Genomic DNA, 26,795 nt, shown 5'->3' on the forward strand with positions numbered 1-26,795 from the left:
CAGCTTCACGGGCATCGCTATGCCCGCTTTCGAAGTCTCACCCGCGTCGCATGCCAGTGCCTGCTGGCTGCAGCCGCCCAAAACATCAAGAAGATCGCCATGGCGCTCACCAAGCCACCCAGACCAGCCATGGCATGAGGGCCAGAGGCCGCCAACTTCGCCCCGCCTCAGAACCCAACTAAAACAACCAACGTCCAAAAAACAAACCCGCCGAAAATATCGACGGGTTTGTCAGCAGTCTGAAGGGCCGGTGTAACCGGCCCTTCCCCTTTTGTACTGCCGACCCGCTCGGCGGAGGAAGCCACGGTGGCAATACCGCTCCCAGAAGCTGAATTGTCACTGGTCAGAGACTTTTGTTTCTGATTAGACTGCGCCATTCTCCTGCCGAAAGGCGCGAGCGTTTTTGGTCGACATTGGAGCGCATTCGCCTATTTGGTTTTGATGAGCGCTTCAAACGGCCGTTGGGAGTTCGAGTTATTTCGATTGTGAGCAGACTTCCGCACTAGAACATAGACGTTCGCCAGGACGTCTATTCGCGGAGCTGACGAGAGCGGATGGCGGCCCTTTTAGGCAGATGACCTCCTGTCTGGCCGTCATCCGCCTCGTCCTTGCCTGGAAACTGAACATCACTCCGCAGGATGCGGCATCGCCGGACGGGCGTGCTTTTCAAGCGGTCGCTCCCGCCATCCCGTCGAGCGATTGACCAGCCAGAAATAGAGCCCGTAGGGAAGAAAATTGACGAGCTTCATCATGTAGGTGAAGCGCTTCGGGAAGGTAATCTCGAAGCGTTGAGACTTGAGTCCTGCCGAAATCTGTTCGGCGGCCTCCTCGACCGAGACCAGCGAGGGCATCGAGAATTTGTTCTTCTTAATCGCAGGGGTATCGACGAAGCCCGGATTGATGAGCTGAATGCGGATGCCCATCTTGTCGAGATCGAATTTCAAGCTCTCGGCCATGTTGATCAAGGCGGCTTTGGTCGCGCCGTAGGCCGCGCTTGTCGGCAGGCCGCCATAGCCTGATACCGATGAAACGACGGCGATCTGCCCCTGCCCTTTGGCCTTCATGTGCCGCACGGCCGGGATGAGGCAATTCACGACACCCTGCAGATTGACCGCGAAGCTCTGCTCGAAATCGCTGAGCTTCAGTTCTTCCGCGTGGACGGGGAAATAGACCCCCGCATTGAAAACCGCCAGCGCAAGTGCGCCATGTTCATATTCGATTGACGCAAGCACGTGCTCCATGTCTTCGGCGTTGGTGACATCGCCGTCGAGCACGATGATGCTGCCGGGTAGGTCCGAAGCCTCGGCCTGCAATTCCGCAAGCTTCTCGTGGTCGCGAGCGGTGACGGCGACCTTGTATCCGTCTCCGGCGAGCTTCAATGCCAACGCTCGCCCGATTCCGGAACTCGCGCCCGATATCCAGGCTATTCCATGTTCGGGACGGGCGACGAAATCTGGCATGGCACATCTCCTCCGGGCTGTTTTCCAAACGTCAAAACAGGTCCGGGAGTTCCTCGCCATCTCCCGGTTTCAAGGGAATATCACGCCATTGTGGCTGCTTTCAGCCGATCAGGTCTCGGATGAACTGGGGGAAGGAGCCGGTGAGCTTGATCGGCGCGTCAAAAACCGAAAACGCGATGCAGGGACGATCTTTTTCGGCAACAGGTCGGTGGTCGACGCTCTCGTCCGCTACGGAGATGTCGCCAGGCCCGAAATGGCCGCGACTGTCGTTGAACGCGCCGTCCAGGATCAAGGTGAGCTCCATGCCCTTGTGGGTGTGTGCAGGCAGAGCCCGGCCAGCCTTGATCCACATCAGGCTGACTTCGCAGCCATCGATATCGGTCGAGTACTCCTTGAAGCCGGGAAGCTTCGTCTTCCAGGGGACCGTATCCACATCATAGCCGACCAGGTTGCGAATCGCCTTCGGGAAGAACCCCTGTTTTGTCGGCAGGTCGGCTGGCTTTTCAGCTGGCAGCGCAGAGGCGAAGACCGCGGCGAGGCGCACCTGGCGATCGCCCATTGCGGCTTCGGGTGTCTCCTCGAGGGCCTCCCCAGCAAGGGATTCCAGATCTCTCACCAGCAAGCGATGATCGGGCTTCATTTCAAGATGCGATTCGACCAGCACGCGTGCCGGCTCAGGAAGGGATCCGGCGACGTAATGCGCCATCAACGCATCGACCGTGTCGATATGCTCATGAACCATGACGGTTTCGGTTGTTTTTTCTTCTAGAGACTGCTTTGTCGTCATCCCTACGCTGAAAGTCAATCTCCGGATCACAAGGCCGGCGAACGGCTCTGGCTCGAGTGCCTGGACGGCAGCGAAGTCTAATTTTGTCGCTGCGCTCAAAGGGATGGAATAGCATTTCTTGCCAACCTAGCCTTGTGAAGGGAAAAGACCGTTCCTAAACTAAGCGTTCAAAAGAGGCAGAGTCCATGACCGTCCATCCCTCCGTTCTAGAGGCAATCGGCAACACCCCGTTGATCAAGCTCAAGGGTGCGTCGGAAGCGACCGGCTGCACTATTCTCGGCAAGGCGGAATTCCTCAATCCCGGCCAGTCGGTCAAGGATCGCGCGGCGCTCTACATCATTCGCGACGCAGAGAAGAAGGGCGTGCTGCGGCCGGGCGGCGTCATTGTCGAGGGGACCGCCGGCAATACCGGCATCGGCCTGACGGTCGTTGCAAAGGCGCTCGGCTACCGGACCGTAATCGTCATCCCGGAGACGCAGAGCCAGGAAAAGAAGGATGCGCTGAAGTTGCTCGGCGCCGAACTCGTCGAGGTGCCCGCCGTTCCCTACAAAAACCCGAACAATTATGTGAAGGTCTCAGGAAGGCTGGCCGAACAGCTGGCGAAGACGGATCCCAACGGCGCGATCTGGGCGAACCAGTTCGACAACGTCGCCAACCGGCAGGCGCACATCGAAACGACGGCCAGCGAGATCTGGAACGATACCAACGGCAAAGTCGACGGCTTTATCTGCTCCGTCGGCTCTGGCGGGACGCTTGCGGGTGTGGCCGCCGGCCTCAAGGCATTCAACAAGGACATCAAGATCGGCCTGGCCGACCCCGACGGAGCCGCGCTCTACGAATTCTACAAGAACCGCGAATTGAAAGCGTCGGGTTCCTCGATCACCGAAGGGATCGGTCAGGGACGGATCACAGCGAACCTTGAAGGCTTCACGCCCGATTTCGCCTATAGCATTTCGGATACGGAAGCCCTGCCCTACGTCTTCGATCTCGTCGAGCATGAAGGCTTGTGCCTGGGCGGATCGACGGCAATCAACATCGCCGGCGCAGTACGCCTTGCCAAGGAGCTCGGTCCCGGCCATACCATCGTGACAATCCTCGCCGACTACGGCAACCGCTACCAGTCCAAGCTTTTCAACCCCGATTTCCTGACGTCGAAGGGCCTGCCGGTTCCGGCGTGGCTCGCCAAGACGCAAGACATACAGATCCCATACGAACCAGCAGCGTGAGACCCCATGCCCGTCAATGCCCTCTATCGTGACGATTTCTATCTTTCGACATGCGAGGCGGTGGTAACCGCCGTTCACGACGACGGGGGCATTGAGCTGGATCAAACCTGCTTCTATGCGACATCGGGAGGCCAGCCGGGCGATACGGGATTCCTCGAGCGCGCCGATGGCAGCAAGATCACGCTTGGGCAGACGAAGCATGGAGCGACCAAGGACATCGTCGTGCATGTGCCGCTCGAGGGCCAGGAACAGCCGGCCGTCGGCGAGAAGCTGGTACTGCATGTCGACTGGCCGCGCCGCTACAAGCTTATGCGGATGCACACCGCCTGTCACCTGCTCTCCGTCGTCTGCTCCTATCCGATCACGGGTGCAGCTGTCGGCGAGGATGAGAGCCGTGTCGACTTCGATATGACCCAGACGATCGACAAGGACGACGTCACCGAAAAACTCATGGAACTGGTGCGGCAGAACTATCCGGTCTACCTGCAGTGGATCACCGACGAGGAGCTTGCTGCCAACCCTGGTATCGTCAAATCCAAGAACGTCCGTCCGCCGATCGGGCTCGGTCGGGTCAGCCTTGTCTGCATCGGCGAAAACTCTGCGATTGACAGCCAGCCCTGCGGCGGCACACATGTGTCCGAAACTCAGGAAGTCGGTCAGATTCACATTGCCAAGATCGAAAAGAAGGGCAAGGAAAACCGTCGCTTCCGTATTCGCTTCGGCGCTCCCGGCGACGAAGCCTGAAGCCCCAGGGAGAGCAGAATGAGCGAAGAAAAGAGCCGTTTCGTCGTTTCGGCCGATTGGCTGCAGGCGGAATTGGGCAAGCCGGATTTGCGCGTCCTGGATGCGTCCTTCTATCTGCCTGCGCAGAAGCGCGATGCCGACGCCGAATACGCCGCCGGCCATATCCCGGGCGCTATCCGCTTCGATCAGGACAAGATCGCGGATCATTCCGTACTGCTGCCGCACACGATCCCCTCGCCAGAGTTTTTCGCAACCGAAGTCGGCAAGCTCGGCATCGGGGAAAACGATCATATCGTCGTCTATGATGGCATCGGGATGTTCGCATCGCCGCGTGTGTGGTGGCTGTTTCGCGTGATGGGCGCACGGAATGTGTACGTTCTTGATGGCGGACTGGACGGATGGAAAGCGGAGGGCCGGCCGCTTGAGGCAACCGTTCCGCGCCACGAGCCAAAGGTTTTCAAGCCCACCTATGACGCCTCGCGGGTCGTCAATCTCGATGCCATGCGGGAGATCGTTGCACGCGGCGCGCTGCAGATAGCGGATGCCAGGAGCGCGGGCCGCTTTGCAGCGGTCGAGCCTGAGCCGCGCGCTGGCATGCGCTCCGGTCACATGCCGGGCGCGCGAAACCTGCCATCGGGTGTCTTCGCCACCCAGGGCCGCTTCAAATCCCTGCCGGAACTCAAGCAGACGATTGAGGAGGCGGGCGTAGACCTGTCGAAGCCCGTGGTCACGTCCTGCGGTTCGGGCATCACCGCGGCCATCATCACGCTGGCGCTGGAATCCCTCGGCCATACCGACAACAAGCTCTACGACGGTTCCTGGAGCGAATGGGGTGGCCGGGACGACACGCCTGTTGTCACCGGTCCGCCGGAACCGGTCAAAGCCTGACACGATGGTGAAGCCCCCCTCTTCCCTGAAAGCCCATATTACGCGCCTGGAAATGACGGCACCGCCGAAGGCAAGCCTTCCGGTGCCGATCAACATCCAGACGGCGATCATGCGGGCTCCCGACATTCCGCTGCCATTCTATCGCTATCTCTACCGTCAGGTCGGTGCCAGGTGGCAGTGGGTGGACCGGCTGCGGATGCTTGACGAGGATTTGGCCAGGTCGCTGCACGACAAACGCAACAATATCAGCGTGCTCTACGTCAACGGCGCGCCTGCTGGCTTCTACGAGTACTTCGTCGAGGATGAGGACACGATCGAGCTCAGCCACTTCGGGCTGTTCGAGCATGCGCTTGGTCTGGGGATCGGAAAGTGGTTCCTGCTGCAGGCGCTCTACGCGATCTGGACGCTCAATCCGAAGCGGGTGACGACGACGACCAACGATCTTGATCACCCGCGCGCTTTGCAGCTCTACCAGATGTTCGGCTTTTCACCGGTCTCCACCGGTTCGGGCATCGTCCGGCCGCTCAGCGACAAGGAACTTCTGGAGTTGAGCAAGAAGGACTGGTGAGTCGGCCAGGAGCTGGAGCCCTCGAGGGCTCTGGCAGGAATCGGGTGGTTTCTACCCCGATAAAGGCGCATCTCTTGGCAATCATCAAGGAGATCCGCCATGACCGACATCCGCTTTTCCGCCATGCCCACCGCCAACGCGGAGAATCTCTGGAACGGCGGTACAGACGCCTACGGTTTCTTGCCCGAGACGATGGTCTCCGACGGGCCTGGCCATCCCTGCCGTCATTGCCTGAAGAATATCGACGCCGGCGAGGAATTGCTGGTCTTCGCCTACCGGCCGTTTCCGGAGCTTCAGCCCTATGCTGAGACCGGTCCGGTCTTTCTTCACAAGGAGCCCTGCGAGCGCTATGCCGCAGAAGAGGTCCTGCCGCCGGTTCTGACCAGCCCGGATTTCATCGTGCGCGGTTACAATGCCGATAACCGAATCGTGTACGGCACAGGCGCGGTAACTCTGACACCCGATATCCGCTCCTATGCCACCCAGCTCCTCGAGCGGCCTGAGATTGCCTACGTGCATGTGCGGTCGGCACGCAATAACTGCTATCAATGCCGTATAGACAGATGATGGCTGGTCGCAGGAGAATGCGACCAGCCTGCCTCACGTAACGTGATGGGAATTACGCCACGTTTAGTACGCTTTCCGGAGCATAGGCTTCGTAGCCCAGCGCTTCGGCCACCGGCTTATTGGTGACGCGTCCCTTGTGGATATTGAGACCGTTCCTGAGGTGACGATCTTCTGCAATCGCACGCAGGCCGCGATCGGCCAGCGCCAGACCATAAACCAGCGTTGCATTGTTCAGGGCATGTGCCGAGGTGACCGGCACGGCGCCTGGCATGTTGGCGACGCAGTAGTGCACCACGTCATCGACAACGTAGGTCGGTTCGGAATGGGTCGTTGCATGCGACGTCTCGAAGCAGCCGCCCTGGTCGATGGCAACGTCGACGATGACAGAGCCTCGCTTCATCCCCGACAGCATTTCGCGGGTCACAAGCTTCGGCGCGGCGGCGCCCGGAATGAGCACGGCCCCAATGACGAGGTCTGCCGCGAAAACTTCTTCTTCCAGAGCCTGAATGCTGGAATAGCGCGTATGGACGCGACCGACGAAGATATCGTCAAGCTGGCGGAGACGCGGCAGTGACTTGTCGAGGATGCTGACATCGGCGCCGAGGCCCGCGGCCATCCTGGCGGCATGCAGGCCGACGACGCCGCCACCAATAATAGCGACCTTCGCCGGCAGCACGCCGGGAACGCCGCCGAGCAAGATACCCAGCCCGCCATTGGCCTTCTGCAGGGCGGTCGCGCCAGCCTGGATAGACAGGCGTCCGGCCACCTCGGACATCGGCGCAAGGAGGGGCAGACCGCCCCGATCGTCCGTTACCGTCTCATAGGCAACAGCGGTGACGCCGGACGCAAGGAGACCCTTGGTCTGTTCCGGGTCGGGCGCGAGGTGAAGATAGGTGTAGAGAATCTGGCCATCGCGAAGCTGCGCCCACTCGGAGGGTTGCGGCTCCTTGACCTTGACGATCATATCGCACTTCTCGAAGATTTCCTTGGCCGAGGCGGCAATCTTTGCGCCAGCGGCCGCATAGGCCGCGTCATCAGCACCGATGCCGGCGCCCGCCTTGGTCTCAACCCAGACCTCGTGGCCATGGGCGACATATTCACGAACGGATGCAGGTGTCAGTCCGACACGATATTCATGATTCTTGATTTCCTTCGGGCAACCGACACGCATTGAGCGTTCCTCTCTCATTATGTCCGCTTCGCGGAGTGTTTTTGACCGGGAAATCCAACCACCACACCCGCGAAATGTCCTTGCAAAGAAGGTTTGCGCAGCGGGTGATTTTCGAAGAATATTGCGAATTAGAGCAAATAATCGAAAGTTCTTCGAATGTCAGAACCCGACGCCATCGATCTTGCGATTCTGAAGACGCTTCAGTCCGACGCCCGCATTACCAATGCCGACCTTGCAGCCAAGGTTGGACTGTCGCCATCGGCTTGCTCTCGGCGGCTTGATATACTGGAGAAGCGCGGCGTCATCCGTGGCTACCACGCCCATGTCTCTCACAAGGCGCTCGACTACAAGATGATCGCGATCGTGCACATCTCCCTGTCGGGCCAATTTGCGAAGACGCTCTCCGAATTCGAAGCCGCGGTGAAACGCTGTCCGAACGTTTTGGTTTGTTATCTGATGTCGGGCGAATACGATTACATTCTCCGCGTCGCCGCGCGCGACCTCGAGGACTACGAGCGCATCCATCGCGACTGGCTCTCAGCGCTTCCGCATGTCGTAAAGATCAACTCCAGCTTCGCCCTGCGTGAAGTCATCGACAGGCCAAATGTCGGGCTTTGACAGAGAGCTGAAATCGGCAGAATGTCGCAGAATCGGAGCAGCGGCTTCGTCGTCCTCTGCCTGATCCCCCCACAATAAGACCCCGTACGCATGAAATCCAAAACCCAAGGCTATATTTTCGTCCTGCTGGCGATCACCATCTTCTCGCTGCAGGACGGCATCTCGAAGCACCTGGCCTCCGCCTATCCGCCCGTCTTCATCACCATGATCCGCTACTGGGCCTTTGCCGCATTCACCATTGCGCTTGCTTGCAAGATGAGGGGTGGCCTCAAGCAGACAGCCAAGACAAAGAGGCCGCTCCTGCAGGTCTTCAGGGGCGTTTTGCTGGCCTCTCAGGTTGTCGTTGTCATCAATTGCTTCGCCCTGATCGGCCTAGCCCACTCGCAGGCAATCTTTTCCGCAACCCCGATTCTGATTGCGCTGCTCTCGATGCCGATCCTTGGCGAACGGGTGGGCTGGCGCCGCTGGACGGCAATTGGTGCGGGTCTGGTCGGGGTGCTGTTGATCCTGAAGCCGGAAGGCGAGTTTTTCGACGTCAAGCTGCTGCTTGCTGTCTTCTCATGCTTCCTATTCGCATTTTACGTCATCGCTACGCGGCTTGTCAGTCGGGACGACTCGGCGATGACGAGCTTCTTCTATACGGGTGTCGTCGGCGGCATCGCCATGACGCTTGTCGGCCCTTTCTATTGGACCTGGATGTCGGGGTGGGACTGGGGCTGGATGACGCTTGTCTGTCTGACCAGCATCTCGAGCCATTATTTTCTCATCCGGGCCTACGATATGCTGGATGCTGCCGCCGTGCAGCCGCTGACATATCTGCAACTCGTCTATGCATCGATCATCGGCGTGGTGATCTACAGCGAGAAGCTGAGCCTCACCATGATCGTTGGCTCCGCCATCGTCGTGGCGGCAGGCATTTTCACCGTGTGGCGCGAACACGTCGTTGCGCGCAGAGGACGTTTGCAGCGGGGCTCTCCGCAATTCTAGATCGATCAATTAGAGCATTCTTAATGTTCCTCCAGTAGATTTCACTTACATGTTCTGGTGGAGCGTAACATGCAGCGTAATCTGAATATCATTGCCCGAAAGGCCGAGCGGCGGTCCTGCCGTGTATTCGGCAAGGTCCGCTATCTCACCAAAGAAGTTGATGCTCGCATCCTCGATATGTCGGTTACTGGCGTTGCCGTCGAGATCCGGTCGCCGATCCACGCCGCGGCCGGCAGCCGCGTGCAAATCATCGCCGAAGACCTCGGCACGCTTCACGGCATCATCCGCTGGAGCCATAATGGTCGCCTCGGAATTCAGTTCGACCCGAACTCCAATGCCCGTGCGCAGGTGGCCTCATACTTCCGGTTCTTCCACAAGGAAGTAAAGCCAGTCCTCTCGCGATAATTCCCTGTCATTTTCAGGGTTTACTCCTTCGCAAATCACCCTAGTCTCGCCATGGCTGGGCGACGCGTGATTTTCGAAGGAGTTTTCATGTCTTCCATTCTGGATCTGCCACCAGTGACCCGCCGCTCGTTGCTTGGCGGCCTGGCCGCCACGTCAGCGCTCATCCTTCTTCATCCTTTCAGCGCGCGCGCAGCCGCCAATCAGGCGCATCTTCGCCTGATGGAAACGACCGACATTCACGTCAACGTCTTTCCCTACGACTACTATTCCGACAAGCCGAACGACACGATGGGCCTGGCGCGCACCGCGACGATCATCGACAACATCCGGGCGGAAGCTGCCAACTCGCTGCTGATCGACAATGGCGACGTGCTGCAGGGCAACCCGATGGGCGACTACATGGCCTACCAACGCGGGATGAAGGACGGTGACCTACATCCCGTCATCAAGGCGATGAACACGCTCGGCTACACGGTCGGCACGCTCGGGAACCATGAATTCAACTACGGCCTCGATTTCATGTTCAAGGTGCTGAACGGGGCAAATTTCCCGTTCGTCTGCGCAAACCTGACCAAAGGCCAGCTCGCGTCCGATCCGACCAAGGACGAGCTGTTTTTCAAGCCCTATCTCATCGTCGAGAAGACAATCAAGGACGGCGCTGGCAACGAGAGCCCTATCAAGATCGGCTTCATCGGTTTTGTGCCGCCGCAAATCATGCTGTGGGATATCAAGAACCTCGAAGGCAAGGCGCAGACGCGCGACATCGTCGAGGCGGCCAAGGCCTGGGTGCCGGTCATGAAGCAGGAAGGCGCGGATATCGTGATCGCGCTCTCTCATTCCGGCATCGACGGCGCGGCCCCCTCCGAGAAGATGGAGAACGCATCGCTGCATCTTGCCGCGGTCGATGGAATCGACGCGATCTTTACCGGGCACCAGCACCTCGTCTTCCCCGGTCCCAAGACCTGGGATGGCATTCAGAATGCCGATCCGGTGAAAGGCACGTTGCATGGCAAGCCTGCTGTGATGGCGGGCTTCTGGGGCTCCCATCTCGGCCTCATTGACCTCCTGCTGGAAAAGGACGGCAAAGGTTGGAGAATTGTCGACTTCACCTCGGAAGCGCGGCCGATCTACCACCGCGATGATAAGAAGAAAGCCATCGCCGACGTCGCCGACAAAAAGGACGTCATCGAAGCTGCGAAGGCTGAGCATGAGGCCACCCTTGCCTACGTGCGCACTCCGGTCGGCAAGACATCGGCCCCGCTCTATTCCTATTTCGCGCTCGTTGCCGACGACCCATCCGTCCAGATCGTTAGCCAGGCACAGACCTGGTACATCAAGCAGATGCTTGCCGACACCGAATACAAGGACCTGCCCGTGCTGTCGGCCGCAGCGCCGTTCAAGGCCGGCGGTCGCGGCGGCGCGGACTACTATACCGACGTGCCCGCCGGCGATATCGCGATCAAGAACGTCGCTGATCTCTACCTGTACCCCAACACGGTTCAGGCGGTCGCCATCACTGGCGAACAGGTGAAGAATTGGCTGGAAATGTCAGCCGCCATGTTCAACGAGGTGAAACCGGGATCGAAGGACACGGACCTGCTGAACAGTGCCTTCCCATCCTACAACTTCGATGTGATCGATGGCGTCACCTACCAGATAGACCTGTCGCAACCGCGCAGGTTCGATGATGACGGCAAGTTGATCAATGCCGATGCGAACCGCATCCAGAATCTGCAGTTCGACGGCAAGCCTATTGATCTCAAGCAGAAATTTGTCGTCGTCACCAACAACTACCGCGCCGGCGGCGGCGGCAAGTTTCCGGAAATCGCCGCCGACAAGGTCGTCTTCCAGGCGCCGGACACCAATCGTGACGTTATCGTCCGCTTCGTCCATGAAGAGCGCACAATCAATCCGTCGGCCGACGGCAACTGGACCTTCAAACCGTTGCCGGGAACGACGGCCGTCTTCCAGAGCGGTCCGAAGGCCAAGCAGTTCCTCGCTGACGTGAAAAGCGTGAAGATCGAGGACGCAGGTGAAGGCACCGATGGATTCGCCAAATTCCGTCTGGTTCTCTAGGCGTTCAGCTCCCGGCGAGGCCCTTGCGCCTCGCCTATTCCGCCGCTAGGGAGAGATCGCGCGCTGCATACTCCGCCACCTCGGCGGTGAAGTCGGCATGGCTTGGGCATTGCGAAAGCCTGGACCGAAAGGCGTCAACCATCCAGGTGGCAGCCGGTCCGGGCGGGGTTGAGATTCGTCGCATCGCATAAATTGGATACTCGCCTTGCTCGTAGGCCTGGAGATCCAGGTGTACAAGCGCTCCGCTTCTCAACTCGTCTCGAATAAGCGACGCCGGAAGACCACCCCAGCCGAGACCCCCGCGAATAAGAGAGTGCTTCGTCGCGATATCACTAACGCGCCACGTCTTGTAGGAAAGCACATTGAAGTCGCGACCTTTGGTCAATCCCGAAGGGTCGGTGACAACAAGCTGCGTCTCGTCGCGGACATCGGCCAGCGTCAACGGCCGGCCCAACCGCGCCAAAGGATGAGCGCTCGACGCAACCGGCACCATGAAGGAATGGCCGATGCGCTCGGTCACAAGCGAATCATGCTGCTGCAGGATGGCGCCGCCGATCCCGATCGTCGCCTTGCCGTTTGAGACGAGATCCATCACCACGCCGAGTTCACCGACCGCCAGATTGAGCCCGACGGACGGGAACTCGTTGCGAAACTCGCGCAGGACCTCAACCATCGCCTTTGACGGCACCATGACACTGATCGCGACGGAGACCTCGGCCTCCAACCCTTCCTTCAGCCCCTTTACGCGGGCGCGCATCACCTCGAGATCCGAGACGAGTCGCCGTGCGTCTTCGAGGAGTGCCCTGCCCGCCTCCGTCAGCTTCGGTTGCCTCGCACCCGAACGCTCGAAAAGGGGCACCTCCAGCTGCGCCTCGAGGTTGGCGATCGTGTAGCTGATGACCGATTGAGCGCGATTTAGCGTGCGCGAAGCAGCCGAAAAGCTGCCCATTTCCGCAACGGTAAGGAACACTTGCAACTGGTCGAGTGTGGGGTTCGGAAGCATCTTCCATCCAATCTATCGATGATTTTGATCGACATTATCACAGTTTTTTCGATAGTCGGCCAGTCCTATTTTCTGCTTCGAAACAGCGGCTCGAAGCTCCCAAGAACGGCCGCGAACGCAAATTCGAGAGGAAATTCAATCATGCCTTCCATTCTGCTTTTGACTTCCAGCCCGCGTGTAGACTCTCTTTCGACCACGATCGCCGCTGACCTTGCCGAAAAGATCAAGGCTCAGCAGCCGGGCAGCGCCGTCGTTCGTCGCGACCTAGGTGTAAATCCGCTGCCGCACATCGATGATCTCTTCACCGCAGCCATCCGCAAGCCTGCCGATGATCGCACCGTTGAGGAAGCCGCCGCCGTGAAGACGTCGGACGAACTCGTCGCCGAACTGCTCGCAGCCGATACGGTTGTCATCGGTACGGGTCTCATCAACTTCAACATCTACTCGTCGCTGAAGACTTGGATCGACAACGTCGCCCGCGCCGGCCTTACCTTCAAGTACACCGAAAGCGGCCCGGTTGGTCTTGCCACCGGCAAGAAGGTCTACGTCGTTCTTGCTTCCGGTGGCGTCTATTCGCAGGGCCCGGCAGCAGGCATGAACCACGCTGTACCGTACCTGAAGTCGGTCCTCGGCTTCCTCGGTATCACCGACGTCGAAACGATCTACGTCGAAGGCCTCGCCTTTGGTCCGGAAGCTGCCGAGAAGGCAATTGGCGCTGCCAAGGCCCGCGCTGAGGAAATCGCCCTCGCCGCCTAATCGGTGTCGAAATCGATGTTGAAACGGCCGGTTCTCACCGGCCGTTTTCATTTTGTGCCGAACTCGTTCACGAAGGCCTTCACGGTGTCGAGGATCTCGTCGCCAAAGGCTTCATCGTTCGATATCCGTGCAAGGCCCAGCGCTCCACTCATGAGACAGGACATGATGATCGCCTTGCTGCGAGCCTCTGCCTCATCGGTGGCGTCAATGCGCGCCTGCATGCTGTTTACGCTCGTCTTCAGCTGATCTGTCGCAAGCGATCGGCACCTCTCGCCACTGCGGGCCAGATCGGCCGTCAGGGCCGCAAAGGGACACCCGCCGGCTGTATCGTCCCGGTGTTTTCCGCTCAGGTAGATCGCCGCATACTCCTGCAACGGAATGTCCTCTGGAGTCCACCCCTCCGACCGAACCTTCGCCGACCAGGCGCCGAAGGCCGATTGCATTGCCTCGGCCACCAGTTCGTCTCGGGACGCAAAATGCTTGTAGAAGCCACCGACGGTCAGCCCCGCCTCCTTCATCAGATCCGCGACGCCGACGCCATCCAGCCCCTTCTCACGCAGACGCTTCGATGCAATTACGACGATCCGCTCGTGTGTCTTGCGCTTGTCCTGCTGTGAGTGGCCCATAAAAATCTCTCCCCACACCGGTTGACAGATTTAGATTACGATCATAATCCTTCTGGATTCATATCGTAATCCAGATAGCGCAATTTTCCAAGAGGAGTCATGCAATGCGTCTGCAGAACAAGGTCGCCCTCATCACGGGCGGAAATAGCGGCATCGGTCTTGCAACTGCCAAGGTCTTCCTCGACGAAGGGGCGAAGGTGATCATCACCGGCCGGAATACCGAGACACTCGCCGCCGCCGAGAAGGCGTTCGGCAGCAACGTGCTTGCGCTGAGGCTTGATGTAACGGACGTCGCGGCCACGGAACGGGCCTTTGCGGAAGCCGCCGCCAAGTTCGGCAAATTTGACGTGCTCTTTGCAAACGCCGGGATTGGCGGTGCGACTCCCCTTGGTGGAACGTCGCTGGAGCAATTTAACACGATCATCAGCACGAACCTGACCTCCGTCTTCTTTACGGTCCAGTCGGCATTGCCGCATCTGAACGACGGCGGCTCGGTCATCCTAAACGGCTCGGTTCATGCGGTGCTTGGTGCGCCCGGCTATTCAGCCTATGCAGCGACGAAGGGTGCGGTACGTGCCATGACCCGCAATATGGCTTCCGAGCTTGCGCCGCGCGGCATCCGCGTCAACCAGGTCACGCCAGGCGGCACCAAGACACCGATCTGGCAACCGGTGGCGTCGACGGCGGATGCAATGTCGGCGCTTGAAGCCCGGCTGGGCGGAATGAGCCCGCTCGGCCGAATGAGCGAAGCGGAGGAAATTGCCAAGGCCGCGCTCTATTTCGCGTCAAGCGATTCGACCAACGTCACAGGGATTGAAATTGTGGTCGATGGCGGCGCGACGAGCGCCCCGTCCGGCGCCAAAATATTCCGCGCATCGATCGGCTAATCGAACTTCTCGAGTCCGGACTTGCCGACCACACAATTGCGGCCGCTTTTCTTCGCCTGGTAGAGCCTCTGGTCGGCGGCCGAAAGAACCGTTGTGAAGCTCGCGCCGTCAGTATCGGCTGTCGCCACGCCGATACTGACGGTCACGGGCTCGCCATCCGGCGTCTTGACGCTATTCGCGATCGTCCAGCGCAAGCGTTCGGCCAGCCCCATTCCCTCGGCATGGTCGGTTGCCGGGCAGACCGCGACGAATTCCTCACCGCCAAAACGGAAGACACGGTCGGCCGATCGCAAAATGCTGCCGAGACGAAGCGTGATCGCCTTCAACACCTCATCTCCCTGCAGATGCCCGAAGCGGTCGTTGACCTCCTTGAAATGGTCCGCGTCCAGAATGATGACAGTGGCGGAGTGTCCCTGCCGCAGTGCTTCACGAACCATGACCGGCGCTTCCATCTCCATTCGCGCGCGATCGTAGACCCCCGTCAGCACGTCCCTGCCGGTACGATCAAGCAGATCGTTGTAACGCTCCCGGAAGGTCAGGTCACTGAAGACATCACTGATCGGCCGCACGCTCGCGGGAATGCCTTCGCGCCGTATCCAAACTTCGTAGACGGCGAAGAGCAACGCATAGATGCAGACGGCAAACATCTTGCCCTTCCATCCGTCCCAGAAGGCAGAGGCAGGAATCTCGAGGAAGTAGTGGAGCGCACCGAAGAACCCGATCTGATCGAATGTGAGGATGACGAAGCCGCAGATCATAAAGCGCACGATGATCCAGTGCTTCAGGAAGCGACCGAGGCGCTCGTACAGCAGGATAATGCCGATGGAATCGAGATAGAGGAGCGTCGTCCCCCAAACCATGAGCCATCCCATTTCCTTGAGGAAATCGAAGTTCGCGCTGTCGCCCCGAGGGAGCTCGATCGGCGTATGCAGTTGCATCAGCCACGCTACTGCGACCGTCAGGATATTGCCGACAAACAGGCCGTAGATCGGTTGGCGAACGGTAGCAGCGTCCTCTTGCCGATACAGCATGAGAATCATCATCAGCTTGCCAGTGAAGAATACCGACGAACCGGGCGACGCAATGCCGAACGGCAGCGCGACATAAAAGACTGCCGCCAGGTAGGTTTCCATGAAGTGCATGACACCGAGGGCAGTGAGAAACATGCCCAGGCCGAGGCGCTGGCGGAAGTGCAGTAACGTCACCATGAGCGTGAAATAGCCAACGGCGGCAATGGCAAACAGCAGCAGGTTAAAGGCTTCCATCAGCTGCCCCTCTCACCAGCCAGCGCGCATCCAGAGGCGGTCCACCACACCAGCAATTAATGGCGGCGAACATGAGCGGTGGTCTGTGTTTGTCGTAAGGCACGTGGCTGTCCTGCAAGGCTGCGGACACCAAGATTCCTCGTAATCCTTTAAGATTGCGTGAGTATTAGTATCGTCCTACCGACGCCGCGGAAAGCGAATCAGACCTGGCGAACTTTTGCGCCGTCGTTGAACAATGACGGCCCGTTCTGGTCGATGATCTGCTGCGCCTTGCGCACCGTGCACTCGATCGCATCATCCGAAGATCCGAACATGTCGGCGCGAATGAAATTGCGTACGAGGACCTCGTCCCCGACAGTTTTCTCGATCCGGCCGGCAAGGCGGTACTGGCCGCCTTCCTTTTGCGGCTCGGCATAGATCGTGCAGTCCCCATAGAGCTGCGGCTCGGAAGAGACGCCAACCGGCGCGTCAGGCGATTTGCCGCCGCCTGAAAACATTGAGAAAATACTGGAGAAGATCGAAGCCATATTTCGCCTTATCATGGCAGCGCGTGCCGGAAAAGTTAAATGATGAGGTTTGCGAGGATCTCGTTTTCGGTGATGTCCTCGAAGCCGATGGCCGCATTCTCGAAGTTCGCGATGAGCTGCGCGAAATTCTCGGGCGCCTTGGTCTCAATACCGATCAATACCGAGCCGAAATTGCGAGCCGTCTTCTTGAGATACTCGAAACGGGCGATGTCGTCGTCGGGGCCAAGCAGGTTCAGAAAGTCGCGCAAGGCGCCGGGTCGCTGAGGCATCCGCAGGATGAAGTACTTCTTCAATCCGGCATAGCGCATTGCGCGCTCCTTGACATCGGGAAGGCGTTCGAAATCGAAGTTGCCCCCGGAGACAACGGCGATGACGGTCTTGCCTCTCAGCACTTCCGGATCCATCGCGGCAATTGCGGTCAGCGATAGTGCTCCCGCCGGTTCGAGGACGACTCCCTCTACGTTCAGCATCTCGCCGATGGTCACGCAAATGGCGTTTTCCGGCATCAGCATGACCTGCTCGGTGGGAAAGCCTTCCAGGGCGGCGAAGTTCAGATCCCCGATCCGCGCAACGGCCGCACCGTCGACGAAATTGTCAACCTTCGCGAGCGTCACCACCTGCCTTGCTTCGATGCTTCGCTTCAGGCTCGGCGCGCCGGCCGGCTCCGTGAAGATGAAGCCGGATTTTGGCACAAAATCATCGAGATAACGAGTGATGCCAGCCGCCAGTCCGCCGCCACCGACCGGCATGACGACCATATCAGGTGTGGTCCCTTCGGGCAGTTGCTGCAGGATTTCCGCGGCAACCGTCGCCTGGCCTTCGATGATATCCGGATGGTCGAACGGCGGCACCATGACGCCGTCGATCGCCTCGACGTGATCGCGGGCGGCCTTGTAGCATTGATCGAAGAAGTCGCCCGTCAGCTTGATGGTGATGAACTCCGCGCCAAAGATGCGCGTCTTGTCGATCTTCTGCTGCGGCGTTGTCACCGGCATGAAGACAACGCCAGGCACGCCGAAATAGCGGCAGACGAAGGCAAAGCCCTGGGCATGATTGCCGGCCGAGGCGCAGACGAAGGTCTTGCCGCCAGCACCCTCGGCGATCGCCTTGCGGAAGAAATTGAAGGCGCCGCGAATCTTGTAGGAACGCACGGGTGAAAGGTCTTCGCGCTTCAGCCAGATGTCGGCGCCATAGCGCGCCGACAGGTGCTCGTTCAGCTGCAGTGGCGTTGCTGGAAATAGGCTGCGCATGGCCGCCTCGGCGCTCTCGACATCCTGTCTGGTCACAATCGTTCGTCCATTGCTGTTACCGACCCCCGCTATGGCATAAGCGCGCAACGGGAAAAAGCCCATATCCGCCAATATTCTCCACTTGCGAAGTCATCTTTTGTATCGGCTGCCGCCGTTCGCGCAATAACGCGATTGTGCGCTATCAATTCGCTCGCAATGCGGCTACATCGCCCGGATGATCTCAAGCAAATTTGCAAGACCGATTGCCTGGCTGCTTTTCGCGGCCATTATTTTCGTCACCCTGTCGCCGATCGGGTTGCGCCCGCATACGGTCACGTCAGTCAATCTCGACCGCGCTCTGGCTTATTCGTTGGCCGGCTTCATGTTCGCGCTCGCCTATCCGCGGCATTGGATCGCGGTCGCGCTTCTCCTGGCCGCCGGCGCCTTGGCAGTCGAGTATCTGCAATACCTGTCGCCGACGCGCCATGCGCGCTTCCACGACGCCGCGGTCAAGATTGTCGGCGCATCCGCCGGCGTGTTTGCCGGTTGCCTTTTGAATCGGGTCCGTATTGCAGCGCGTCCCGCGCAAACATGAGGAGCCGCGTCGCTCTTGACTGAATCGCCTCAGTCGTTGAAGGAGATGCCTGCGCGAGCGTGGCGAAACTGGTAGACGCAAGGGACTTAAAATCCCTCACCGCAAGGTATACGGGTTCGATCCCCGTCGCTCGCACCAAATCGAAATCGCTATGTCAAATACATCCAGAAATCCGCCCGGAGTGGACGAACTTTATGTAGGGCGCTGCACATGGCCTGAGGGTGTGGATTAAACCGGCAGGCGCCCGGCGATCGATTGATAACAATGATCTACGGTCATGAGTATAGCAGCGTCCATTGGTCCTCCGGACGAAACGTGAGAACTGTTCCCGGATGTCCTATCTCACCTTTTAACATAGGTCATCCGTTGATGCGCCACCTTTGAGCACGGCCTGAGCTTCCTGAATGAGGAATACAACCATTGTCATTCCGGACGCCGGTAAATCCTGAATGTACACACGCCGTAGACAACATGCTGGCGACGCGCCGGTGTCCTTGGCGAGTCCAGGTGCGGCCTGCTGGACAGGCACAGCCTTTGGGTGCTCGTCCGGGCAACGGCACGACGTTGTGATCCGCTTTTTGCATCGCGGTAGCCAGTGAAAGCCTAGATCAGCGCCGTGGCAGTCGTCAGCACGGCGATGGATGCCCGCAGAAGATCGCCCGTGTGTCCCTCAGGGTCGCGATCGTAAGTTTCACCGGTCAGGGCCAGGTGGAGCCCGTAGGCCGCGACCAGGATATAGGGGACCAGGATCATCGAGCTCGTCAACTCAAGCGCCAGATGGAAAGCGTATTCTGCAAACAGCGTCAACACGAGAAAGATCTGGACGACTTGGTAAGCCACAGGGCCATCGAAGGAACGCCGTTCTTGTTTTCGTGGGAAAGAAAGCGCGGCATGGTGTCGTAGTTCGAGGCGGAATAGAGGATTGCAGCTGCGAGGAGCACCCACGTGAGATATGCCCCAGCGACCGAAATCAGCAGGCCGATGCTGACGAAGACGTCGCCCCACCGGCCAACCACGGCCTGCAGCACGCCCGCCATCGAAGGATTGCGAAGGGGGGCGAGATCAGGGCGCAACAGCACGCCGTAGGACAGGATCGTGACCAACACGAGCAGGCACGCCGAGGAAGCCGAACACCGTGGCGACGCCGACATCCGACCGATTGCGGGCGTAGCGCGAGTAGACGCGCCGACGCTGTATGCAGAATTCGGATAACGGAGATCGTTGAAGTCCGGTACAGCCTAGCCCCTCTCGGACGGTCATCGCATCGGGCTGGGCCCTTGGTCGGCATGGCCGGGCTTCACCGTCGATTGCCGTCGGCAACTCGCGCTCGCCAAACGAGGCGAAAACGGTCGAGGCGTTGGCAAAGACTGGAGAGTTCAGAAAGAAAAGGCCCGGAAGCCCGGGGCCCGCTAAAATCTAGTGCCAGGTCTGGTTTCCGTACCACTCATCGATGTCGCGGCGAACTCGGTCGCGTTCGATGCCGTAGCGCTCCTGGATCTTGCCCTCCAGTTGTTCGCGCTTACCGGCGATCTGATCAAGGTCGTCATTCGTAAGCTTGCCCCACTGCTCCTTGACCTTGCCTTTCATCTGCTTCCAGTTTCCTTCGACGCGATTCCAATCCATTGTATTTCCTCCTATTGTGGATGAGGAAGTAACGGGCTTCACCGCCAAGTGTTCCCGAAGCGTCGATGCGGCAACCGGTAAGGATCAGTGCAGGCATGGGCGGGCCGTTGGCCTGCGCGTTGAGCGATCTACGGCTTCGGCCAACTTGTTGCACCGAAGATAACCTGGCCGCTCCACCACGCCGCACTCAACGGCCATGTCGGCAAAATGAGGTTTCGGGATGCCGTCAAGTTGAACTGGTGCCACAAGGCATCCTTGTCATATCGGGTCACAGACGCGAGTTCCCGCTCAGCGAGCTTATCTTGGAATGATCCCTGCCCTTGCTATCCGGGCGTCGTACTGCCTTTCGGCCGGGAGTGCCGGTTTTCGACAAGGCGCGAAAGCAAATTCCGCTTTCTCTTGCGCTGGAGAAGATCAATATCACTGACAAGCTTTGCGCCGCCCTCCCGCCGTTCCAATGTAATTTTGCGACTGTGGAAGGCTTCCAGCTCAGCTCGATGCGCTACGCTTATGATCGTGATCTGCGGCAATTCATGGATGATCATCTCCATCATCTTGTCCTGGCTTTTCTCATCGAGTGCCGACGTTGCCTCATCCAGCACGATCGTATCCGGACTGTGTAGCAGGAGGCGCGCAAACGCGAGCCTCTGTTTTTCACCACCCGACAGCGTCTGGTCCCATGGCGCCTCTTCCTCGATCCTGTCGTTCAGATAGTCGAGTCCCACCTTGTCGAGAGCCGCTTTGATCTTATCGAGCGGCCAGCTATCGGCGGCGCCGGGATAGGCAACCGCCCGGCGAAGCGTCCCGGAGGGGATGTAAGGCCGCTGCGGCAACATGAACAGTCGTCTGTCGCCATGAAAGTTGACGCTGCCGTCACCCCACGGCCAAAGGCCTGCGATGGCCCGCACCAGCGTGCTCTTGCCCGAACCGGACTCTCCGGCCACGAGGACCCGCTCGCCTGGTTCGACCGTGACCTGGGTCTCCTTGACGACGGCGGTACCGTCGTCAAGCGACACCGAGAGATCATTGAGGCTAAGCATCGCATCGCCTTCAGTTTCACCGTGCTGGATGCGCCCCAAGGCATCACTCTGTTCGGCGCGCTCCAGGCCGTCGAGCGACATCATCAGCGAAGCGACGCGCCGAGCGCAGGCGTGCCAATCGGCAAGACGCGGATAGTTGTCGACCAGCCATCCAAACGCGCTCTGAACGATGGCGAAGGCAGAGGCAGCCTGCATCACCTGTCCAAGCGTCATGCTGCCTTCGAGATACTTTGGTGCGCAAAGGAGAAGGGGTACGACTGGCGCAAGCAGGCTCGACCCCTGGGACACGAGCGTTGTGCGCATGTGTTGGCGTGAAAGGAGCGCCCACTGGCGAAGAACATGGGTAAACGTCTTGTCGAGGTCGCTACGTTCCTCCTCCTCGCCGCCCAGCAAGGCAATACTTTCGCCATTTTCCCGCACGTGCGTCAGCGTGTAGCGAAATTCGGCTTCCGCCTGATTCTTGACCTCGGAAACGTGGACGAAATGGCGGCCGATGACGGCCATCGAGCTGGACGTGATAGCCGCATAGAAAACGGCGGTAATGACAAGGAAACCAGGAACAGTCACGGTCGAACCTGCAATTGTCAGGGTCAAGGCCCCGCCGATCGTCCAGAGCACCACGATGAAGGTCGAGGCCGACAGAAATGCGGAAATGACACCAGCGATGAAGTCGACGGGTGACTCGGTCGCAATCCGCAAATCCTCGGAAATGCGGGCTTCCGGGTTCTTGTGGTCACCGCCGATGAGATTCAACTGATAGTAACGGCCGTTGGCGAGCCAGCGCCCGATGAGCGCGGTCGTTAGCCAGGAACGCCAGCGGCGCTGGATCAGCATGCGGAGAAAGACTTGTGTAACGACAAGAGCGACGCTTCCGAGCGCGAGGGGCAGGAACACGGCGCTGAGGAAATATACGGTATGGGCATTGCGTTGCTCAATTGCGTCAAAGATTGCGCGATTCCAGATATTGATTCCATACTGGAAGCCGACATTGGTGACGATTAAGGCGAGCAGCCCAATTGAGCACGGCCACGCGAGCCATTCCCCGCCGCGGCCCCAGTAACCGCGCGCGCTGATCCAGAAGCGCGTCAGCAAATATCTCTTGCGCGCCCGCTCGGCCTCCTCGGGCGTCAGCTCTGGGTCGGGTTCGACGACTTCTGGGGGCAGCGCGCCCTCGTCAGTCGATGCCTTCTCTTGGCGCGATCTCTCGGCACTGTGCTGCTCGGAGCCGTCGACCGATTTCTGATCTAATTCAGCGTCTGACATAAGCGCGACAACGGCTTAAAAATCAAAAGGTTTCATGATGCCAATCTCGAGCCGGGAAGAAGCTGAAGGTGCTGCCCGCCGCGAGCGCTTGCGTGTCGGGATGAAGGCCGGCGACGGTGGTGGATCTCGGTGAGGGAACCAATAGAGAGGTCGCTCGCTTGACCTGGAGGAACAGCGATTTTCTTCCTGCCTCTCGTTTCGCAACTTTCAACTTCCAAGTTCCCCGCGTGTGCTGGCGGGCTTTTGGGGGACAGGACAATGGGAACAAAGTCCGCGACCGAGAGTTTCTTATATACACGCGCGCCTGCCCTGCGACCGCGACAGCAGGGCTCTCTTTCTCGCGTTGACCGCCTCGTGGCAAGCGCGTGATCGTCTCCGCGCATTCGGTGAGCCCCAGCTCGCATAGGGCGAAATCAGCCACCATTTCGTGTTATGCACGCAAGATAGCTTACACAGCTGGCGCTACTTCCTGCTCAACGATCTCGAAGGCCTCGTTCTTGGCTAGATGGCTGATGAAACCCTGGATGATGTGCAGCGCCGAGCCGGCATGTGCGGGCTTTGGCCGGCCAGAGGGCTGGATCAGATAGAGCGTGCGCACGAGCGGCGGATTGACTATGCGCCGGGCGATCAGCGTGCCCGCTTCCACTTCGCGCGCCACGGTGCCATAGGGCAGCACGGCGCAGGCGTTGCCTTCGAGGATCAGACCCTTGATCGCATCCATGGATTCGATCTGGTAGGCAACCTTCAGCGGCAGGTGGAAGAATTCCATCGCATGTCTCAAGAGATTGATGATTTGGCCCTTCTCGGTCGGGATGACAAAGGTCGCTTTGGCAAGCTCGATCAGGTTGATCGGTCCCTCCTGACCGAACTCGGACTTTCGGCCAGTGATGAAGAAGACGGATTCCCGGAGGACGGCCGTTTGCTTGATACCCTTGCGCGGCTCGACATTGAAAGCGAGTGCGAAATCGAGATCGCCGCGGGCGACGCGCTCGCCGAGCAGGTGGCTCATCTCCTCGACGATCTGGACCTTGGCGGACCAGTTCTGACGGCCGAACTCCTGTGCCAGCGGACCGGCGAGCAGCGCCGAGAGGCTGGAGGTGAGACCGATCGAGATGTGTTCTTCCTGCGCCGGGTCGAACTGCTTGATCGTACGGCGGACGGTGGCCAGTCGATCGAGGATTTCCTTGGCCTCTTCGAGGAAATACTGGCCAGCCGGCGTCGTCGTCGTGCCGCGCGGGCCGCGCTCCAGCAACTGCACGCCGAGCTCCTGCTCCAGTGCGTTGATCTGTGCGCCGAGCGCCGGCTGTACGATGTTCAGCGCGGCGGCGGCCTGCGTGATGCTGCCGATTTCGCAGACGCTGACAAAGGATTCGATTTGGCGAATTCGCAAGGGGCCATCTCCTCCACGGCCATGGGCTGACAACCGCAAGACGCTTCCGGTCTCGGGCTCTGGTCTTCCACGTTCCGTGAAGGTCGCCATCCCCCGGTATCCGGGCGCGATTCCGGCGGCAAGCTTTCAGTCTGGCAGGAAAGCCGCGGCTTGCAAATCACTAAATCGCCAGCCGCAGATCGCGTGGCTTCAGTGTCCGGCCCTCGTCGCCCAGTAATCCCAGGCGCGGGCGAGCACCGGCGGTTCGAGGTTCTTCGCGCCGGAAAGCGCGATTTCACCCGCCGTCAGCGGCGTCACGCCGCCGAAGGGCAGCGATCGCAGCAGCACATCACCGTTGCGGCAGAGCTGGATCGTGCGCATGACGAGCTCGCGCAACGAACCGCCGACGACGACTGCGCCGTGACCGCGCAGGAAGACGGCATTGCTGTTTGCGAGCGCCCGGGCAAGCGATGCTGCCTGATCGGCGGTGGAAACCAGCATGTCGGTATCGCCGAATTCCGCCTGGCTGTCCCAGAGAGCGACGCCGGTACCGATCGTCGCGCCGAGATGTGTCACTGGTTTCCAGGCGATATCGGCGACACAGAAGGGCATAATCGCCGGCGAGTGGAAATGCGCGACAGCCTTGACGTCCGGCCGCGCCTTGTAGATGCCGCCATGGATGACGCGTTCGATATAGCCACGTCGCTCGTCGTCGCCGAGAAGCTTCGAGTCGAGATCGTAGCGCTGCAGATCCTCGACCACGACCAGCTCGGGGCTGCGCGAGCGGGAGATGAAGTATTCGCCGTCGGCCTGCGGCGAGCGAAGGCTGACATGGCCGAAGGCATCGAGCACGTCCTCGCGGGCGAGGATGTGATTGGCGGTGACGAGTTCGGCGAGATCGCTGGCAAGTTCGCTCATGGCAGCCTCACACGACAACCTTGGTCATGATGCCCGCCGGGAAGATCTCGTCCGGCGTCATCAGGCGGCTCGCGATGCCCTGCTGGTGGGTGTAGAGCAGCATCTGCTCGAAGGTCTTGCGGTTCTTCTCGATGCCGAAGGGGAAGGGATCGCTGCCGAAGATGTCGCGCATGCGCCGCGCATAGGTCGGCAGCCAGGCGAGCGGATAGCGCGAAACCGCCGGATCGAAGAGCCGCTCCAGGCTGCGGCGCTTGGATTCCTCGAAGGCGTTGTAGAGATTGCGGGCGATCCAGGGGCTTTCGTCGAGAAGATGCTTCTTCATGGCGATGATGTGCATGATCGGCCAGACGCCACTCTCCTGGTAATAATCCTCCTCGATCTCCAGGAAGTTCGGGAAGAGGCGTTCGACGCGCGGGTCCTCTTCGAGGAAGCAGGTCGGCGGGCGGGCGATGATGGCACAGTCGATCTCGCCGGAGGCCAGCATCTCCGACAGCGACTTGTCGGCGACGCGCGTCAGCGTCACGCCTTCCGGCAAGGCAAGATCGACCTTCTCCTCGCGGCCCGGCGCATTGGCGCCGGCCTGATACCAGTGGACGTCCTGCAGCTTGACGCCGCCTTCGTTATGCATCCAGCCGCGCATGTAGACGGCCGCCGAATGAGCCCATTCCGGCGAGCCGACGCGCTTGCCCTTGAGGTCGGCCACGCTTTTGATGTTGCTCGCCTTGTTGACGTAGAACGAGCTGAAACGGAAGAGCCGCGAACAGATGACCGGCAGGCCGATGATGTCGCTGTCGGGGCGGCTCACCTGCGCCATGAACTTGGCGAAGGAAAGCTCGCTGACGTCCCATTCGCGATTGAAGGTGAAGCGGGCAAAGATCTCGTGATGGCTGAGCATTGACCAGGTGAGGTCGATCCCTTCGGGCACCACGGTCCCGAGCCGCAGATCGCGGAAATGGTCATAGTCGGTCGTGGCGATAGAAAGCTGCTTGCGGCTCATGGCATTGTCCTGGGATATGGCACTGGAAACAGGCGCTGGCATTCAGCGCAGGATAACGTTGACTTTCGCGGGCTTGATATTGACGAGGATCCGCCCGCCGATCGGCGTCCTGACGCTCGGATGGACGCGCGCCAGAAGCTTCGCCTTGCCGACATTGACGATGTAGTCTACGCATTCGCCGAGGAAGACCTTGCTGTCGACGATGCCGTCGAGGACATTGCCGGAAAGGCTCTCGCCGTTGCCCGGCTCGACGAGGTGGATGTTCTCCGGGCGCACGGCGACCGTCAGATTGTCCTTGAGGTCAAGCGCCTCTTCGGCGCTGACGTCGATCTTGCCGGCCGGCGTCTCGACGGCCCAGCTGCCGCTCTCCTGACCGCGGCCGAGCACCTTGCCTTCGAGGAAGTTGCTGGAGCCGATGAAGTCGGCGACGAAGCGGGCGGCGGGCGCCTCGTAGATTTCGCGCGGCGTGCCGAGCTGGACGACCTGACCGGCATTCATCACAGCGATCTGGTGCGACAGCGCCAGGGCCTCCTGCTGATCGTGGGTGACATAGAGCGTCGTCAGGTTGAGCTCGCGCTGCAGCCGCTTCAGCTCGAAGCGCATCATCTCGCGCAGCTTGGCGTCGAGGTTCGACAGCGGCTCGTCGAGAAGCAGCAGGCGCGGCTCCATGATCAGGGCGCGGGCGAGCGCCAGGCGCTGCTGCTGACCGCCCGAAAGCCTGGTCGCTTCGCGGCCGGCGTAGTCGCCAAGAGCGACGGCTTTCAGCACGCGTTCGACTTTCTCCTCGATCTGCTTCTTGGAGAATTTCGTCTTGCCGACGTGCAATGGGAAGGCGGCGTTCTCGAAGACGCTCATATGCGGCCAGATGGCGTAGCTCTGGAAGACCATGCCGAAATTGCGATGGTTGGGCGCCACGAAGATGCCCTTGCCGGCGGCGAAGACCGGCTTGCCATCGACGGTGATCGCTCCCTTGACGGGACGTTCGAGGCCCGCGATCGAACGCAGGGTCGTGGTCTTGCCGCAGCCCGAGGGACCGAGCAGCGTAAAGAGCTTGCCCTGCGGCACCTCGAAGGACACGTCCTGGGCGGCCTTGACGACCTTGCCCTTGCCATCCGCATATTCCGTGCTCAGACCCTGCACACTCAGCATGGTATTCTCCTCACATTCCCTGCCGGTCGGATCATCGATCCGATAATTTCT

The 26,795-nt window shown here is 59.8% G+C and carries 28 protein-coding genes and 1 tRNA gene; 13 read left to right on the forward strand and 16 right to left on the reverse strand.

All coding sequences use genetic code 11. From position 1 onward, the window contains the following. Positions 1 to 626 precede the first annotated feature (626 nt). Together C934_RS0111930 and C934_RS0111935 are read right to left on the reverse strand one after the other, a co-directional pair. Positions 627 to 1,460 carry an SDR family NAD(P)-dependent oxidoreductase gene (locus tag C934_RS0111930; RefSeq protein ID WP_018856950.1) on the reverse strand — a complete coding sequence of 278 codons (834 nt, stop codon included), beginning with the start codon at positions 1,458 to 1,460 and terminating at the stop codon, positions 627 to 629. A 100-nt stretch (positions 1,461 to 1,560) separates the two neighbouring features. Beyond that, on the reverse strand, positions 1,561 to 2,202 hold the full coding sequence (locus C934_RS0111935) for a ChrR family anti-sigma-E factor (RefSeq protein ID WP_083929853.1): 642 nt from the start codon (positions 2,200 to 2,202) through the stop codon (positions 1,561 to 1,563). Between the two features lie 230 nt (positions 2,203 to 2,432). On the opposite strand from C934_RS0111935, the gene C934_RS0111940 reads away from it, so the two are divergent. The 5 genes from C934_RS0111940 to C934_RS0111960 all read left to right on the forward strand — a co-directional run bounded on the left by C934_RS0111940 (position 2,433) and on the right by C934_RS0111960 (position 6,240). Further along, a complete protein-coding gene (locus C934_RS0111940) occupies positions 2,433 to 3,473 on the forward strand; it encodes a cysteine synthase A (RefSeq protein ID WP_018856952.1) in 1,041 nt (346 codons plus the stop codon). Positions 3,474 to 3,479: 6 nt separating this feature from the next. Continuing rightward, positions 3,480 to 4,217, forward strand: a complete 738-nt coding sequence (locus C934_RS0111945) for an alanyl-tRNA editing protein (protein ID WP_018856953.1) — start codon at positions 3,480 to 3,482, stop codon at positions 4,215 to 4,217. An 18-nt stretch (positions 4,218 to 4,235) separates the two neighbouring features. After that, on the forward strand, positions 4,236 to 5,105 hold the full coding sequence (sseA, locus tag C934_RS0111950) for a 3-mercaptopyruvate sulfurtransferase (RefSeq protein ID WP_018856954.1): 870 nt from the start codon (positions 4,236 to 4,238) through the stop codon (positions 5,103 to 5,105). Between the two features lie 4 nt (positions 5,106 to 5,109). After that, positions 5,110 to 5,673: a GNAT family N-acetyltransferase gene (locus C934_RS0111955; protein ID WP_025659110.1), complete on the forward strand. Its 564-nt coding sequence runs from the start codon at positions 5,110 to 5,112 to the stop codon at positions 5,671 to 5,673. Positions 5,674 to 5,772: 99 nt separating this feature from the next. Continuing rightward, the gene (locus C934_RS0111960) at positions 5,773 to 6,240 is read left to right on the forward strand and encodes a DUF1203 domain-containing protein (RefSeq protein WP_018856956.1); all 468 of its coding nucleotides are present in this window, start codon (positions 5,773 to 5,775) and stop codon (positions 6,238 to 6,240) included. 52 nt (positions 6,241 to 6,292) lie between these two features. Here C934_RS0111960 and ald read toward each other — a convergent pair whose 3' ends face one another. Next, entirely contained in the window at positions 6,293 to 7,411 is a 1,119-nt protein-coding gene (ald, locus tag C934_RS0111965; protein WP_018856957.1) for an alanine dehydrogenase, read from the reverse strand. A gap of 156 nt (positions 7,412 to 7,567) precedes the next feature. Here ald and C934_RS0111970 point away from each other — a divergent pair, with 156 nt between their 5' ends. The 4 genes from C934_RS0111970 (at position 7,568) to C934_RS0111985 (ending at position 11,497) form a co-directional block, all read left to right on the forward strand. After that, a complete protein-coding gene (locus C934_RS0111970; RefSeq protein WP_018856958.1) occupies positions 7,568 to 8,029 on the forward strand; it encodes an Lrp/AsnC family transcriptional regulator in 462 nt (153 codons plus the stop codon). Between the two features lie 90 nt (positions 8,030 to 8,119). After that, positions 8,120 to 9,016, forward strand: a complete 897-nt coding sequence (locus C934_RS0111975) for a DMT family transporter (protein ID WP_018856959.1) — start codon at positions 8,120 to 8,122, stop codon at positions 9,014 to 9,016. 69 nt (positions 9,017 to 9,085) lie between these two features. Further along, positions 9,086 to 9,421, forward strand: coding sequence for a PilZ domain-containing protein (locus C934_RS0111980; RefSeq protein WP_018856960.1), 336 nt, complete (start codon positions 9,086 to 9,088; stop codon positions 9,419 to 9,421). 87 nt (positions 9,422 to 9,508) lie between these two features. Beyond that, the gene (locus C934_RS0111985; RefSeq protein ID WP_018856961.1) at positions 9,509 to 11,497 is read left to right on the forward strand and encodes a bifunctional 2',3'-cyclic-nucleotide 2'-phosphodiesterase/3'-nucleotidase; all 1,989 of its coding nucleotides are present in this window, start codon (positions 9,509 to 9,511) and stop codon (positions 11,495 to 11,497) included. A gap of 34 nt (positions 11,498 to 11,531) precedes the next feature. Here C934_RS0111985 and C934_RS0111990 read toward each other — a convergent pair whose 3' ends face one another. Then, on the reverse strand, positions 11,532 to 12,500 hold the full coding sequence (locus C934_RS0111990) for a LysR family transcriptional regulator (RefSeq protein ID WP_018856962.1): 969 nt from the start codon (positions 12,498 to 12,500) through the stop codon (positions 11,532 to 11,534). Positions 12,501 to 12,641: 141 nt separating this feature from the next. Here C934_RS0111990 and C934_RS0111995 point away from each other — a divergent pair, with 141 nt between their 5' ends. Then, entirely contained in the window at positions 12,642 to 13,256 is a 615-nt protein-coding gene (locus C934_RS0111995) for an FMN-dependent NADH-azoreductase (protein ID WP_026371757.1), read from the forward strand. A gap of 47 nt (positions 13,257 to 13,303) precedes the next feature. Here C934_RS0111995 and C934_RS0112000 read toward each other — a convergent pair whose 3' ends face one another. After that, on the reverse strand, positions 13,304 to 13,882 hold the full coding sequence (locus C934_RS0112000) for a TetR/AcrR family transcriptional regulator (protein ID WP_018856964.1): 579 nt from the start codon (positions 13,880 to 13,882) through the stop codon (positions 13,304 to 13,306). A gap of 104 nt (positions 13,883 to 13,986) precedes the next feature. Here C934_RS0112000 and C934_RS0112005 point away from each other — a divergent pair, with 104 nt between their 5' ends. Continuing rightward, positions 13,987 to 14,769 (forward strand): SDR family NAD(P)-dependent oxidoreductase, encoded by a 783-nt coding sequence (locus tag C934_RS0112005; protein WP_018856965.1) that lies wholly within the window; start codon positions 13,987 to 13,989, stop codon positions 14,767 to 14,769. Here the strand turns inward: C934_RS0112005 and C934_RS0112010 are convergent. From C934_RS0112010 to ilvA, 3 genes are all read right to left on the reverse strand, one after another. Then, entirely contained in the window at positions 14,766 to 16,037 is a 1,272-nt protein-coding gene (locus C934_RS0112010) for a GGDEF domain-containing protein (RefSeq protein WP_026371758.1), read from the reverse strand. The genes C934_RS0112005 and C934_RS0112010 overlap by 4 nt on opposite strands. A gap of 197 nt (positions 16,038 to 16,234) precedes the next feature. After that, a complete protein-coding gene (locus C934_RS0112015; RefSeq protein WP_018856967.1) occupies positions 16,235 to 16,561 on the reverse strand; it encodes an HlyU family transcriptional regulator in 327 nt (108 codons plus the stop codon). Positions 16,562 to 16,596: 35 nt separating this feature from the next. Next, positions 16,597 to 17,847 carry a threonine ammonia-lyase gene (gene ilvA / locus C934_RS0112020; RefSeq protein WP_026371759.1) on the reverse strand — a complete coding sequence of 417 codons (1,251 nt, stop codon included), beginning with the start codon at positions 17,845 to 17,847 and terminating at the stop codon, positions 16,597 to 16,599. Between the two features lie 178 nt (positions 17,848 to 18,025). Between ilvA and C934_RS0112025 the strand changes: the two genes are divergently transcribed. Together C934_RS0112025 and C934_RS0112030 are read left to right on the forward strand one after the other, a co-directional pair. Then, the gene (locus tag C934_RS0112025) at positions 18,026 to 18,385 is read left to right on the forward strand and encodes an antibiotic resistance protein VanZ (RefSeq protein ID WP_018856969.1); all 360 of its coding nucleotides are present in this window, start codon (positions 18,026 to 18,028) and stop codon (positions 18,383 to 18,385) included. A gap of 53 nt (positions 18,386 to 18,438) precedes the next feature. Next, a tRNA-Leu gene (locus C934_RS0112030) sits at positions 18,439 to 18,523 on the forward strand. Positions 18,524 to 18,988: 465 nt separating this feature from the next. Here C934_RS0112030 and C934_RS36435 read toward each other — a convergent pair. From C934_RS36435 to C934_RS0112070, 8 genes are all read right to left on the reverse strand, one after another. Then, positions 18,989 to 19,225, reverse strand: coding sequence for a hypothetical protein (locus tag C934_RS36435; RefSeq protein ID WP_442965922.1), 237 nt, complete (start codon positions 19,223 to 19,225; stop codon positions 18,989 to 18,991). Next, positions 19,189 to 19,491, reverse strand: coding sequence for an amino acid permease (locus C934_RS36440; protein WP_026371761.1), 303 nt, complete (start codon positions 19,489 to 19,491; stop codon positions 19,189 to 19,191). Before C934_RS36440 ends, C934_RS36435 begins: the two co-directional genes overlap by 37 nt. 310 nt (positions 19,492 to 19,801) lie before the next feature. Further along, positions 19,802 to 20,008, reverse strand: a complete 207-nt coding sequence (locus tag C934_RS0112045) for a CsbD family protein (protein ID WP_018856970.1) — start codon at positions 20,006 to 20,008, stop codon at positions 19,802 to 19,804. Positions 20,009 to 20,331: 323 nt separating this feature from the next. Then, positions 20,332 to 22,311: an ABC transporter ATP-binding protein/permease gene (locus tag C934_RS0112050; RefSeq protein WP_018856971.1), complete on the reverse strand. Its 1,980-nt coding sequence runs from the start codon at positions 22,309 to 22,311 to the stop codon at positions 20,332 to 20,334. A 448-nt stretch (positions 22,312 to 22,759) separates the two neighbouring features. Beyond that, positions 22,760 to 23,701, reverse strand: a complete 942-nt coding sequence (locus C934_RS0112055) for a LysR family transcriptional regulator (RefSeq protein WP_018856972.1) — start codon at positions 23,699 to 23,701, stop codon at positions 22,760 to 22,762. 189 nt (positions 23,702 to 23,890) lie between these two features. Further along, entirely contained in the window at positions 23,891 to 24,598 is a 708-nt protein-coding gene (locus tag C934_RS0112060) for a class II aldolase/adducin family protein (RefSeq protein WP_018856973.1), read from the reverse strand. Positions 24,599 to 24,605: 7 nt separating this feature from the next. Continuing rightward, positions 24,606 to 25,595: an ABC transporter substrate-binding protein gene (locus C934_RS0112065; protein ID WP_018856974.1), complete on the reverse strand. Its 990-nt coding sequence runs from the start codon at positions 25,593 to 25,595 to the stop codon at positions 24,606 to 24,608. A gap of 42 nt (positions 25,596 to 25,637) precedes the next feature. Further along, positions 25,638 to 26,744 (reverse strand): ABC transporter ATP-binding protein, encoded by a 1,107-nt coding sequence (locus C934_RS0112070; RefSeq protein WP_018856975.1) that lies wholly within the window; start codon positions 26,742 to 26,744, stop codon positions 25,638 to 25,640. Between the last annotated feature and the right edge of the window lie 51 nt (positions 26,745 to 26,795).

The organism is Rhizobium sp. 42MFCr.1 (genome assembly GCF_000377185.1).
GTDB lineage: Bacteria > Pseudomonadota > Alphaproteobacteria > Rhizobiales > Rhizobiaceae > Rhizobium > Rhizobium altiplani.